Source organism: uncultured Sphingomonas sp. (assembly GCF_936927845.1).
GTDB lineage: Bacteria > Pseudomonadota > Alphaproteobacteria > Sphingomonadales > Sphingomonadaceae > Sphingomonas.
Genome location: NZ_CAKZHV010000030.1, coordinates 1 through 12,629, shown reverse-complemented (window position 1 = coordinate 12,629; position 12,629 = coordinate 1). Strand labels below are relative to the sequence as shown.

Sequence of the window (12,629 nt, the reverse complement as noted above, 5' to 3'; positions counted from 1 at the left end):
CCGTCACCACGCAAGTCTCCATAACAAAAGTTACTTGACCCACGCGGCAGGGGTGACGACAGTCGCGCATCAACCTTCGCGAGAGTACCGACCATGACACTCGACACCGTCGCCGGGCGCCAGGCCTATACCGAGGATCACGAGGCGTTCCGCCAGACGGTGCGCAGCTTCCTTGCCAAGGAAGGTCAGCCCTTCGCCGACCAGTGGAACAAGGACCGGCTGGTGCCCAAGTCCTTCTGGCGGCAGGCGGGCGAAGTCGGGATGCTGTGCCCGACCGTGCCCGAAGCGTACGGCGGACTGGGGCTCGATTTCGGCTACAATGCGATTGTCGACGAGGAGATGGCCTATGCGGGGGTCCCCGCGGGCTTCTCGCTGCAATCCGATATCGTCGCGGGCTATATCGAGCATTACGGCAGCGAGGAGCAGAAGGCGCAGTGGCTCCCCAAGATGGTGTCGGGCGAGGTCGTGACCGCAATCGCGATGACCGAGCCGGGCACGGGCAGCGACCTGCAATCGATCCGCACCTCGGCGAAGAAGGACGGCAACCATTACGTCATCAACGGATCGAAGACGTACATCACCAATGGGCAGAACACCGACCTGACTTTGGTCGTTGCCAAAACCGACCCCGATGCGAGCCCCGCGTACAAGGGGATGTCGATCATCCTGGTCGAGAGCGATCGCGAGGGGTTCCGCAAGGGCCGCAAGCTCGACAAGATCGGGCAGGACGCCGCCGATACGTCCGAACTCTTCTTCGACGACGTGCGCGTGCCGATCACCAATTGCCTGGGTGAAGAGGGCAAAGGCTTCATCTACCTGATGAGCCAGTTGCCGCAGGAACGCCTGTCGATCGCCGTCTCTGTTCAGGCGGCCGCGCAGAAGGCGTTCGACGAGACGGTCGCCTTCACCAAGGATCGCAAAGCGTTCAAGGGCACGGTGTTCGATTTCCAGAACACCAAATTCGTGCTCGCGGACCTGAAGACCAAGTTGCAGGTCGGCTGGGCGCACCTCGACTGGTGCATCAAGCGGCATCTGGCGGGCGAGCTGACCAACGAGGAAGGTGCCGCGGCCAAGCTGTTCCACACCGAGCTCGAATGGGAAGTGATGGACAAGTGCCTCCAGCTCCACGGCGGCGCGGGTTACATGAACGAATATCCGATCGCGCGCGCGTGGCGCGCGGCGCGCGTCAGCCGCATCTACGGCGGCACCAACGAGATCATGAAGGAAGTGATCGCGCGCAAGTTGTAGGGCGCGATCCACGTTCAACCGCTCAGCTGTCCTGCCTGAGGCGCTCCCCTCCCCGGTCAGGCAGGGGAGCAGGTTTCGTGCACGTTCAACCGCTCGCTCGCCGTCGCTACGCCGCCGCGTCGGCGCGCAGTTCGTCGACGAAGCGGTCGGTCGACTGGCGCAACTGCCGCGCATGCGCCGACAGGCTCGCCGCCGCCGCACGCACGTCGGCGGAGAGCGTCCCGGCGGCGTTGGCCGCGCTCGCCACCACCGCGATCTGCTGTTCGACGTAATCGGCGCCGCGCGCCGCATCATAAGCGGTCCGCTCGATCTCGGCCGCGACCGCGCGCTGCGTGCCGACCGCCTCGCGAATGTCGTTCGCCGCCAGCGACACGCGCGTCACCATCGCACTCGCGGCGTCGAGATCGCCCGCCGCCGCGGTGACGCCGTTCTGGATGCCCGAGATCAGCGCCGCGATCTTCTGCGTGGCGTGCGCGGTACCCGCGGCGAGCTGCTTCACCTCGCCCGCGACCACCGCGAAGCCGCGCCCCGCCTCGCCCGCGCGCACCGCCTCGATCGTGGCGTTGAGCGCGAGCAGATTGGTCTGCGCCGCGATGCCGTGGATCTGCTCCACGAAGCCGCCGATGTCGCCGGTGCGTGTGGCGAGTTCGCGCACGGTCTGGTCGCTCGACGCCGCGCTGTCGCGCGCGGCGCGTGTCAGCTCGCGCTGCGCCTCGGCGTGCTGCGCCACCGTCTCCATCGATCCCGACAGGTCGCGCATCGCCGTTGCGACGTCCTGCGCCGCCGAGGACGCCTGAACCGCGCCCGCCACCACCTCGGTCGCCTGATGCCCCGCGTCGGCGGCGAGTTCGTTGAGCGACACGGCCGAATTGACGAGTTGCGCCGATGCTTCCTCCAGCGCGACGGCCACGCCCGCGACTGTATGCTCGAACGCGCCGGCGAGCGTCAGCAGCGCCGCGCGGCGCTCGCTCGCCAACCGCTGCTCCGCTGCCTCGCGGCGGGTCCGCTCGCGCGCCGAGCGCTCCTCGGCCGCCTGCGCGTCGGCAAGGGCCTCGACCGCCTGTTCGGCAGCGGCGGCAGCGGCCGTCGACAGCTCCTCGCTACGCCGCCGCGCGCGCTCCTGCTCGTGCCGCGCACGGTCCTGCGCGACAATGAGGCTGCGCAGCTGCTGCGTCACGTACGCGAGCGCGCCGAATTGCAGCCCCACCGCCACGGCGTGGAACAAGACCCGGCCAAGATTGCCCGAGCCTGCGAACACCCAATCGGGCACCAACGCCTCGAATAGCAGGTGGTGGACCGCGATCAGCGCGGATGCGAGCGCGATCGGCCGCCAGTCGCATAACAGCGTCAGCGCCGCGAGCGCGACGAAGAAATACATGTGCGCGTCCATCTGCCACGCCTGTCCGCGCAGCAGATAAACGAACAGCGCGGGCATGATCGCCGCTTCGACCGCGACCGTCAGCCGCGCGGCACGATCGAACCGGCCTTTGACCGCCATGATCGTCGGCAACACCAGCGTCAGCGCCGCGACCCAAAGTTCAAACCCCAGAACCGTGCGCCCAAGCAGCAGATTGCCGCCTGCCAGCAACGGCACGCAGCACCAGCCGGCGAGCACCAACACCTGCAAGCCGCGCCGTCGCAGCTCGTCCAAAGCGATCGAGCGCGGTTCCTGCTCGTCCTGGATCAGGTCGGTCGTCGTCATGCTGCGATCTCCGCCCCGCACAACGCGCTCGGCGCCGCGGTCACCAGGATACCCTCGCGCAGCAGCGCCGCGGTGTCGCGATCATGCGTGGCGCGCACCACCACCGAGCCGAGCGGCCCGCGCGCGAGCAGCGCGAAACCGTCGCCGAGCGCCGCCTGCGCCGGCCGCGCGTCGGGCGTCAGCGGCAGGTACAGCAGATTGCCGCGCTCGGGCGGCGCGAAGGCGAGCGCGGTCAGCGCCACGATCCCGCTTACGACCTGAGCGACGGGCATTATGTAAGAAACGGCGGGGGACATGCCGGTGACCTACCCAGCCGACCGTTACCGAGCCGTTTAACATCACCGGTCGGTAAACGCCCGATGGATCGATCATCCGTATTTTGCGTAACGGTTGGAGGTAGCCTGAGCGAGGCCGGCGGGATGACGGGGAGCGAGTGATGAACCGGGCGAGTGAGCGCTCAGATATTGAAATGGCTCCCTTTCCGGTCGGGCGCACCGCATTCGCGCTCGGCTTTGCAGGGCTGCTGCCGCAAGGGGCGGCAGCCCTGCTGGCCGCGCTCGGATATTTTTCCGGCGGCGTCGTCGCGCTCGCCTACGCCGCGCTCATTCTCAGCTTTCTGGGCGGGATGTGGTGGGGATTGGCGATGTTCACCCGAGTCGCGCAGCCGGTGCTGGTCGCGCTGGCCGTCGTACCGAGCCTGCTCGCGGGGGCGATCCTGGCGCTCGCCGCCGTCGACCTGCGGCTGGGGCTTGTCGCGATGGGCTGCGCGATCCTGCTGACGCTGCCGGTCGACCGTGCGCTGGTCACGCGCGGCATCGCGCCGGCAAACTGGATGCGCCTGCGCGTGCCGCTGTCGCTCGGATTGGGTGGGCTGACGATCCTCGTCGGAGCGCTCGCCGCCTGAACGGTCAGCCGGCGAGCAACAGGCTCACCTTGGCCGCAAGCGTGTCCATCGCGAACGGCTTGGTCACCAGCGCCATGTGCGGGGCGAGCTGTCCGTTGCCGATCACCGCATTTTCGGCATAGCCGGTGATGAACAGCACCTTCAGGTCGGGCAATCGCGCGATCGCGGCGTCGGCGAGCTGCCGCCCGTTCATCTGCCCGGGCAGGCCAACGTCGGTAACAAGCAGGTCGGGCGCGATGCCCGAGCCAAGCAGGCGAAGCGCACTAGCACCGTCGCCTGCCTCCAGCACGGTATAACCCTGCTCCGCCAGCACTTCGATCACCAGCATGCGGATCGTCGGCTCGTCGTCGACCACCAGGACGGTGCGCTGGCCGTCCGGCGGCGCGGCGGAAAGGTCGCTCAGCGCGGTTAGCCCCTCGGGCGCTTCGGCACCGTAGAAGCGCGGCAGATAGATGCACAAGGTCGTGCCATCGCCGACCTCGCTATAGATGCGCACCTGCCCGCCCGATTGCCGCGCGAAGCCGTAGATCATCGACAGGCCGAGCCCGGTCCCCTCGCCCAGCGGCTTGGTGGTGAAAAAGGGATCGAACGCGCGCGCCTGCACCTCGGGCGTCATGCCCGAGCCGGTGTCGGTCACGCACAAGGACAAATATTGTCCCGGCGTCAGATCGCGCTCGCGCCCGGTACGCTCGTCGATCCACTTGTTTGCGGTCTCGATCGTGATCCGTCCGCCATCGGGCATCGCGTCGCGCGCGTTGATGCACAGGTTGAGCAGCGCGTTCTCGAGCTGGTTGGGGTCGACCAGTGCCGGCCATAGCCCCGCGGCGCCGACCACCTCCAGCGTGATCGCGGGCCCCACGGTGCGGCGGATCAGCTCCTCCATCCCGGCGATCAATCGGTTGACGTCGGTTGGCTTGGGATCGAGCGTCTGGCGGCGCGAGAAAGCGAGCAGACGGTGCGTCAGCGCCGCCGCGCGCCTCGTCGCGCCTTGCGCCGCGGCGACGTAGCGGTCGAGTTCGTTCACCCGCCCCTGTCCGACGCGCAATTGCATCATCTCGAGCGCGCCCGAGATGCCGGTCAGCAGGTTGTTGAAATCGTGTGCGAGGCCGCCGGTCAGCTGCCCGACCGCCTCCATCTTGTGCGCCTGGCGAAGCTGTTCCTCCGCGCGCATCAGCTCGGCGGTGCGCGCGTCGACTTCCTCCTCCAACCGCGCGTTCAAGGCGGCGAGCTCGTGTTCGGCGCGGCGGCGCTCCACCGCGTCGCGCACCCGCTCCGCCACATCGCGGACGAACGCGATCTCTTCCTCGCTCCACGCGCGCGGTACGGCATTGTTGAGGTACAACAAGGCGACGAACCCGCCCTGCTCGGTCACCGGCATGTTGATGAACGACATAGCTGACAGTTCGCGCAGGCCGTCCGCGGTGTCGCGGGTGCGCGGATCGTGGCGCACGTCGGCGATCGCGACCGTGACGCCTGCCTTCAGATCCTCGATATAGCTGCCGTAATCGCGAAAGTGCAGCAGCCCGGGCAGCGGCGCGATGCCGTCGGCGCAATAGTCGCGCTCGGTCGTGATCGTCTCCGCGCGCGGATCAACGGTGCCGTAGCCGGCGCGGCTGACGTCGAGGACGCGCCCGAGCACCTGCGCGGCGGCGAGCGCCAACTCGCCCGCATCGCCGCCCGCACGCAGCCGGTCGTTGATCTCGACCGTCGCGGCCAAGCGCAGTTCGTGCCGTTTGCGCGCGTCAATGTCGTAGCTGACGCCGGGAAAGGCGACGGCGACACCCGCCTCGTCGCGCTCGACCCGGCCTTGCGCGACGAGCCAGCGCACCTGCCCGTCTGCGTCGACGACGCGATATTCTTCCTCGAACGGTTCGGTGCCGCCCAGCGCGCGCGTGATCGATGCCTGTACGCGGGGCAGGTCGTCGCGGTGGATGCCACCAAAGAAGGTCGCGATCGGCGCGCCGGTGATAGCGACCTCGGGCGCGACGCCGTACATGGCGGCGAAGGACGCATCCGCCGTGATCCGATCGGCGCGAACATCCCAATGCCACCGTCCGATGCTGAGTGCCTCGCCGCGGGCGGTGGATGCGATTAACGGATCGGTCATGGTCGAAATCGACTGCTCAAGCTGGTGAAAAGGTGTGGGTGGAGGTGGCTGAACACGTGCTGACCGGTGTTGTTCAATCCCCGACATTGACTTTTTGCGCTGCGGCGAGCAGATAATGCACCATCGAGGCGTTTGCAGCGTGATCGATCCCGCAAGGGGTCCGGCTCCGCCTCGGTCGATCATCGACCGACCTCCCATGTCACGCGGGGTGTCTATTCCTACCCCCACCCTCTTCGTGCCTCGGCGCGACGGGGGTTCGATTATTTGGGACCATATTTCCATGTCATTCGCACATCTCGGCCTGGCCGAGCCGCTCGTCCGCGCGATCGAGGCCAAGGGCTATTCCGAGCCGACGCCGATCCAGCGCGACAGCATCCCCACCCTCCTTGAGGGCCGCGACCTGCTCGGCATCGCGCAGACCGGCACCGGCAAAACCGCGGCGTTCGTCCTGCCCTCGATCCAGCGCCTCGTCGCTGCCGACAAGCGCGTGCTGCCGACGCACGTCCGCATGCTGGTGCTCGCCCCCACGCGCGAACTCGCCAGCCAGATCGCGGAGTCGGCGCGCGGTTACGGCGCCTTCTCCAAGATGTCGGTCGCGACCGTGTTCGGCGGCACCAGCATCAACAAGAACCGGCAGGACGTCAGCCGCGGCGTCGACATCCTGGTCGCGACGCCCGGCCGCCTGATCGACTGCGTGGAGCAGGGTTACATCAACCTGTCGATGATCGAGATCCTGGTGCTCGACGAGGCCGACCAGATGCTCGATCTCGGCTTCATCCACGCGCTCAAGAAGATCGTCCGCATGGTTCCGCGCAAGCGCCAGACGTTGTTCTTTTCCGCCACCATGCCGATCGCGATCCGCGATCTGGCGGCGCAGTTCCTGACCGATCCGGCCACCGTCTCGATCAAGCCCGCGTCGACCACCGCCGAGCGCGTCGATCAGAGCGTGATCTTCTGCAACCAGACCGAGAAGCAGGCGCTGCTGACCATCCTGCTGCGCGAGACGAAGATCGACCGCGCGCTCGTCTTCACCCGCACCAAGCACGGCGCCGACCGCGTCGTGAAGCTGCTCGCCGGCAACGGCATCGCATCGAGCGCGATCCACGGCAACAAGAGCCAGCCGCAGCGCGAGCGCGCGCTGGCGCTGTTCAAGTCGGGCGAGGTGCCGATCCTGGTCGCGACCGACATCGCCGCGCGCGGCATCGACGTGTCGGGCGTCAGCCACGTGTTCAACTTCGAGCTGCCCAACGTGCCCGAGCAGTACGTCCACCGCATCGGCCGCACCGCGCGTGCGGGTGCCAGCGGTGAGGCGATCGCCTTCTGCGCCGACGACGAGAAGCCGTACCTGAAGGCCATCGAAAAGGTCACGCGGCAGAAAATCCCCGTTGTGGCACTCCCCGAAGATTTCACCCGCCGCGCCGATCAGCTGAAGGCCGAGCGCGTCAAGGCGATCGGCGCCGATCCCGCGCCGCGCGTCGACCGCCAGCGCGGTCCGGCGCGCCCCAAGGCGTCGCACAACCCGCGCCCCGCGCACGGCTCGCGTCAGCACGAGCCGCAGCCGCTAGGTAGCCGCGGCGGCTCGCCCGCGCGCGGCGGCGGTCAGGGCCAGGCCGGTCAGCGTTCGGGCGGTCAGCGTCAGGGCGGTCAAGGTGCGAGCGGCGGCAACGGCGGCGCGGGTGCCGCGACCGGCGGGCGCAACTACGCCAACGCCAGTCGTCGCGGCGGCGGCGGTGGCGGCCGTCGCGGTGGTGGCGGGGGCGGCGGAGGGCGCAACTTCGCCTGATCCTTTCGCCCGAACCGGTGCCTCACGGGCCCGCGCCGGCCCCGCATCGCTTCGGCGCTGCGGGAGCCGCGCGGGCCTCGCTGCGTTTGGAGCAGTGAAGGAGTGTCGCTCATGGACGTATCCGTCACCCCGCTGGTCGAACGTATCGCGCGCGTGCTCGCCGGGCAGCGCATCAGCGCCAACGGCGTCGGGCAGGAAGAATCCGCGGCCAAGCTGATCGACCTGAAGTGGCCCGACTACCGTGATGACGCGCTCGCGGTGCTGCGCACCTTGCGCGAGCCGTCCGAGGCGATGGCCGCAGCCGGCGACGTGGCGATGTGGGAGCGGATGGTGCTGGTGGCGCTAGACGAGGCGAAGCTCGACGTGGGGTGACGGCGTACGCCGCGCACGCTGATCCGTTGGCGGCCACGCTTCCTCTCTCGTCATCCCGGACTTGATCCGGGATCCCGCTACCTGTTCGCCCAGCCGCGAAAAGTGGGACCCCGGATCAGATCCGGGGTGACGGAAAGAGGTGGTCGTGGCGTAACGGGCCGACGTAGAAAGACGTCATGACCTCCGCCACCGACGCCCCCACCCCTACCCCGCCGCCCCGCCCGCTCGCTGACCTCCGCGTGCTCGAACTCGCGCGCATCCTTGCCGGGCCGTGGTGCGGGCAGTTGCTCGCCGATCTCGGCGCGGACGTGATCAAGGTCGAGCGGCCCGGTGAGGGCGACGACACCCGCCATTGGGGTCCGCCCTTTGTCACCGGTGCGGACGGTGCCAATCTTTCGGCGGCCTATTATCACGCCTGCAACCGCGGCAAGCGCTCGGTCGCGGTCGACCTCACCACGCCGGAGGGTCAGGCACGCGTGCGTGCGCTGGCGGCGGACGCCGACGTGGTGATCGAGAATTACAAGGTCGGCGGCCTCGCCAAATACGGGCTCGACGCCGCCGCGCTGCGGGCGGCCAACCCTCGATTGATCGTCTGCTCGGTAACCGGCTTCGGGCAAACCGGTCCCTACGCGCACCGTGCCGGTTACGACTTCATCATTCAGGGCATGGGGGGGATCATGTCGTTGACCGGCGAGCCCGACGGCGCGCCGCAGAAGAGCGGCGTCGCAATCGCCGACCTGTTCACCGGCGTCTATTCCGCCGTCGCGATCCTGGCGGCGTTGCACGCACGCGAACGAACGGCGGAAGGCGCGCACATCGACATGGCGTTGCTCGACACGCAGGTCGGCGTGCTCGGCAACCAGGCACTCAACTGGATGACGAGCGGCGCCGTGCCCGGGCGGATGGGCAACGGCCACGTCAATCTTGCCCCCTATCAGAGCTTCCCCACCAGCGACGGTGACCTGATCATCGCGGTCGGCAACGACCGGCAATTCGGCAAATTGTGCGCGGTGCTGGGCGCGCCTGCGCTCGCGACGGACGAGCGGTTCGCGACCAACCCCGCACGTGTCCGCAACCGCGCCGCCTTGCTGCCACTGATCGTCGCGGAAACGGTGAAATGGACCAGCGCGCAACTGCTCGCCGCGCTGGAGCAGGCGGGCGTCCCGGTCGGCCCGGTCAACCGGATCGATCAGGTATTCGCCGACCCGCAGGTGATCGCGCGCGGAATGCAGATCAGCGTCGACGGCCTCGCCGGCCTTGCGGCCCCGATCACGATCGATGGTCGCCGCGTCGTTGCCGATCGCGCGAGCCCCCGTCTCGGCGAGCACGCCGACGCCGACTGGGCCTGAAATCTTTCCGACGCGGCTCGATGCAGCCGACCGCGGAGCGAGCAGCCGTACGCGATGGTGGTCGCGCATTGCCCCATGCCCGGCTAGGAGGCGCGCGCGCTCTCCGCGCCCGAAGGTTACCCGCATGATCCGCCACGCCATGCTCGTCCTGCTGCTCGCCAGCGCCGCGCCAGCGCTGGCGCAGACCGCCTCGTCTGATGCCATGCCCGCGCCCGGCGAGGACATCGTCGTCACCGGGCGCGGGCTTGACGAGCGGCCGGGCGATGCCGCGTTCGACGTGATAACGATCGACCGCGCGTGGATCGAGACCAACGCCGCCGACCGGCTGGAAAGCGTGCTGGCCGACGTCGCGGGATTGCAGCAGTTTCGCCGCTCCGACTCGCGCTCGGCAAATCCGACCAGCCAGGGCATCTCCCTGCGCGGGATCGGCGGCAATGCGTCCAGCCGCGCACTGCTGATCCTCGATGGCGTGCCGCAGGCCGATCCGTTCGGCGGCTGGGTGCCCTTCCCAGCTTACGCGACCGACCGCATCGGCAACATCCGCGTTACGCGCGGCGGCGGTAGCGGTTATTATGGTCCGGGTGCGCTCGCCGGAACCGTGGAGCTGGAAAGCGCGACGCCGGCGCAGGTACCGCGCTATCTCGGCAGCATCGCCTATGGCAGCCGCGGATCGTTGGACACGCAAGCCTCGGCGACGCTCAGCAACGATGGCGGCTTCGCGACGCTGTCGGGAGCTTATGCGCGCGGCGACGGCTTCACGCCGATCGTGGCGGAAGACCGCGGACCCGTTGATCGCCGCGCACCGTACGAGCAGGCGTCGGGCGCGGTACGCGGCGTGATCCGCACCGGTGCCAACAGCGAGCTGCAGGCGAACGTCAGCGCCTTCACCGACCGGCGCACGCGCGGCACCGCCTTCGCCGCCAACAAGAGCGAAGGCGCGGACGCCAGCCTGCGGCTGGTCGGACGCGGACGCTGGGGGTATTCCGCGCTCGCCTACCTCCAGACGCGTGCCTTTGCGTCGCAATTCGCCAGCATCGACGCCGCGCGCACGACCGCGACGCAGACGCTTGATCAGTACAACACCCCCGCGACCGGGGTCGGCGCGCGGCTGGAGCTGGTGCCGCCGATCGGCGCGGGCACGGACCTGCGCCTCGGCATCGACTGGCGCGACGTGAGCGGACGAACGCAGGAATTGTACAGCTACACGAACGCGCTGCCGACGCGGCGCCGCGTCGCCGGTGGCAGCAGCACGACGCTCGGCGCCTTCGCCGACGCCAGCCGGACGCGCGGCGCGCTCACGCTGACGCTCGGCGGACGCGTTGATCGCTGGTGGATCGGGAACGGCATGCTCGCCGAACGCGCGATCAACGCCGCCACCGTGTTCACCGACAGCCGCTTCGCGGATCGCGACGGGACTGAGACGACCGGGCGCGCGGGCGCGGCATACCGACTGGGTGATGCAGTGACGCTGCGCGCCTCGGCTTATCGTGGCTGGCGGCTGCCGACACTCAACGAGCTGTATCGCCCATTCCGCGTCGGCGCGGACGCGACCGCGGCCAACGCCGGCTTGTCGCCCGAGCGGTTGAGCGGCGTCGACGCCGGCGTCACGATCACGCCGGCGCGATGCGTGACGATCGCGGGCACGTTGTTCTGGAACCGCTTGGAGGACGCGATCGCCAATGTCACGGTCGCGCGCGGACCGGGCACATTTCCCGGCGTCGGCGTCGTCTCCGCCGCGGGCGTGTACCGCATGCGACAGAATCTGGACGCGATCCGCTCGACCGGGTTCGAGGTCGACGCCGACTTGGACGTGTCGGGCCCGGTGTTCGCGCGTGCGTCATGGAGCCACGTGTCACCGCGCGTCGAAGCATCGGGCAGCGCGGCCGCGCTCGATGGATTACGCCCGGCGCAGACGCCGCGCGACCTGGTGTCGGCGACGCTCGGCTGGCGACAAGACTCGCTCACCGCCTCGGCCACGCTGCGCCATGCCGCGCACCAATTCGAGGACGACGGCAACACGCGTTCGCTTGCCCCGGCGACCACGCTCGACGGCTATCTCTCCGTTCCGCTCACCCGCGCGCTTGCCCTGGAGGCGCGCGCAGAGAATGCGCTCGACGCGCGGGTTGAGGCAGGGGTGAGCGGTGCCGATCTGATCGAACGCGCGACCCCGCGTACCTTGTGGATCGGTTTGCGTCTTCGCGGATCGTGAAATCACAAGATACGCGATCAGCGTGCCGCGAATTCCAGCTTGGCACCTCCACGCCGAAAGCAGCACCACGCATCAACCACATAGAACCACCTACTTGATCGACATCAATGTTCTTTTCCCGTTCGCGATGAAACTCGCGGCTTTTCTTTCGGGTTGAGCGATCGTGGTTGCAGCCCGTGCTGCGACGCCCGGATCTTGTTCGCAAGGGAGAGAAGACATGAAGACGTTCACCGACATCGCGCTCGCGCTGGCCTCTGCCACCGCGGCACTTCCTGTCGTCGCTCAGACCCCGCCGCCCCCACCGCCCGCCGAGGCGAAGTCGCAGGCGATGCCCTATGTCATGGCGTCGGGGCAGAGCGACCTGTACGAGATCAACTCAAGCCAGATCGCGTTGCAGAAGTCGCAGAACCCCGCGGTCAAGCGCTTCGCCACCATGATGATCCGCGATCACCAGAAGACCACCGCCAACACGATGGCCGCGGCGAAAAAGGCCGGGCTGACACCGACGCCGCCGATGCTCGACGCGGGCGCGACCGCCTCAATCAACGAGTTGCAGACCGCGGCACCGGGCGATTTCGACCGCATCTATCTCGCGCAGCAGATGCCCGCGCATCAGGCGGCGCTCGACCTGCAACAGAGCTATGCCTCGGGCGGCGATCAGGCCGCGCTGCGTGCCAATGCCAAGGCCGCGGCCCCGATCGTCAAGCGTCACTTGGACATGGTGACCAAGATGCAGTCGGGTAACATGGCGGCCGGGCACAAGATGTAAGCGGGTCTGCACGGCACGCTTGGACATGGCAGCCGTGTAACCTATCGCTACGCTCACTATTACAACGATGTGGTGAGCGAGGCGCAGCAACGGTTGGAGCAATGGCGGCGCTCGCTGGCTGACAGCGGGCGCTGAGCAGCCCCCACCGGGTGGTCCGGGTAGATAGTTAGTGCATTGTCGTCTCCG

The 12,629-nt window shown here is 68.4% G+C and carries 10 protein-coding genes; 7 read left to right on the top strand and 3 right to left on the bottom strand.

Features of this window, described 5'->3' with window-relative positions:
- Window positions 1–93 precede the first annotated feature (93 nt).
- Window positions 94–1,248 (top strand): acyl-CoA dehydrogenase family protein, encoded by a 1,155-nt coding sequence (locus Q0579_RS04300; protein ID WP_298809465.1) that lies wholly within the window; start codon window positions 94–96, stop codon window positions 1,246–1,248.
- A 106-nt stretch (window positions 1,249–1,354) separates the two neighbouring features.
- Here Q0579_RS04300 and Q0579_RS04295 read toward each other — a convergent pair whose 3' ends face one another.
- Window positions 1,355–2,950: a methyl-accepting chemotaxis protein gene (locus tag Q0579_RS04295; RefSeq protein WP_298809464.1), complete on the bottom strand. Its 1,596-nt coding sequence runs from the start codon at window positions 2,948–2,950 to the stop codon at window positions 1,355–1,357.
- Window positions 2,947–3,192 carry a hypothetical protein gene (locus Q0579_RS04290; RefSeq protein WP_298809463.1) on the bottom strand — a complete coding sequence of 82 codons (246 nt, stop codon included), beginning with the start codon at window positions 3,190–3,192 and terminating at the stop codon, window positions 2,947–2,949. The genes Q0579_RS04295 and Q0579_RS04290 overlap by 4 nt, the downstream gene beginning before the upstream one ends.
- A gap of 227 nt (window positions 3,193–3,419) precedes the next feature.
- Between Q0579_RS04290 and Q0579_RS04285 the strand changes: the two genes are divergently transcribed.
- Window positions 3,420–3,854 (top strand): DUF3429 family protein, encoded by a 435-nt coding sequence (locus Q0579_RS04285; protein WP_298809462.1) that lies wholly within the window; start codon window positions 3,420–3,422, stop codon window positions 3,852–3,854.
- Window positions 3,855–3,858: 4 nt separating this feature from the next.
- Here Q0579_RS04285 and Q0579_RS04280 read toward each other — a convergent pair whose 3' ends face one another.
- Window positions 3,859–5,961, bottom strand: a complete 2,103-nt coding sequence (locus Q0579_RS04280; RefSeq protein ID WP_298809461.1) for an ATP-binding protein — start codon at window positions 5,959–5,961, stop codon at window positions 3,859–3,861.
- Between the two features lie 280 nt (window positions 5,962–6,241).
- Here Q0579_RS04280 and Q0579_RS04275 point away from each other — a divergent pair, with 280 nt between their 5' ends.
- The 5 genes from Q0579_RS04275 (at window position 6,242) to Q0579_RS04255 (ending at window position 12,443) form a co-directional block, all read left to right on the top strand.
- Complete coding sequence (locus Q0579_RS04275) at window positions 6,242–7,744, top strand: DEAD/DEAH box helicase (protein WP_298809460.1); 1,503 nt, start codon at window positions 6,242–6,244, stop codon at window positions 7,742–7,744.
- Between the two features lie 111 nt (window positions 7,745–7,855).
- Window positions 7,856–8,116, top strand: a complete 261-nt coding sequence (locus tag Q0579_RS04270; protein ID WP_298809458.1) for a hypothetical protein — start codon at window positions 7,856–7,858, stop codon at window positions 8,114–8,116.
- 176 nt (window positions 8,117–8,292) lie between these two features.
- Complete coding sequence (locus tag Q0579_RS04265) at window positions 8,293–9,465, top strand: CaiB/BaiF CoA-transferase family protein (RefSeq protein WP_298809456.1); 1,173 nt, start codon at window positions 8,293–8,295, stop codon at window positions 9,463–9,465.
- A gap of 124 nt (window positions 9,466–9,589) precedes the next feature.
- Window positions 9,590–11,674 (top strand): TonB-dependent receptor, encoded by a 2,085-nt coding sequence (locus Q0579_RS04260; RefSeq protein ID WP_298809454.1) that lies wholly within the window; start codon window positions 9,590–9,592, stop codon window positions 11,672–11,674.
- Window positions 11,675–11,891: 217 nt separating this feature from the next.
- Window positions 11,892–12,443, top strand: a complete 552-nt coding sequence (locus Q0579_RS04255; protein ID WP_298809452.1) for a DUF4142 domain-containing protein — start codon at window positions 11,892–11,894, stop codon at window positions 12,441–12,443.
- Window positions 12,444–12,629: the final 186 nt, after the last annotated feature.

Bases quoted from the DNA above. Each gene is read 5' to 3' on its own strand.
- Q0579_RS04265 (WP_298809456.1), top strand. From the start codon at position 8,293: ATGACCTCCGCCACCGACGCCCCCACCCCTACCCCGCCGCCCCGCCCG.
- Q0579_RS04295 (WP_298809464.1), bottom strand. From the start codon at position 2,950: ATGACGACGACCGACCTGATCCAGGACGAGCAGGAACCGCGCTCGATC.
- Q0579_RS04260 (WP_298809454.1), top strand. From the start codon at position 9,590: ATGATCCGCCACGCCATGCTCGTCCTGCTGCTCGCCAGCGCCGCGCCA.
- Q0579_RS04275 (WP_298809460.1), top strand. From the start codon at position 6,242: ATGTCATTCGCACATCTCGGCCTGGCCGAGCCGCTCGTCCGCGCGATC.
- Q0579_RS04255 (WP_298809452.1), top strand. From the start codon at position 11,892: ATGAAGACGTTCACCGACATCGCGCTCGCGCTGGCCTCTGCCACCGCG.
- Q0579_RS04270 (WP_298809458.1), top strand. From the start codon at position 7,856: ATGGACGTATCCGTCACCCCGCTGGTCGAACGTATCGCGCGCGTGCTC.
- Q0579_RS04300 (WP_298809465.1), top strand. From the start codon at position 94: ATGACACTCGACACCGTCGCCGGGCGCCAGGCCTATACCGAGGATCAC.
- Q0579_RS04280 (WP_298809461.1), bottom strand. From the start codon at position 5,961: ATGACCGATCCGTTAATCGCATCCACCGCCCGCGGCGAGGCACTCAGC.
- Q0579_RS04285 (WP_298809462.1), top strand. From the start codon at position 3,420: ATGGCTCCCTTTCCGGTCGGGCGCACCGCATTCGCGCTCGGCTTTGCA.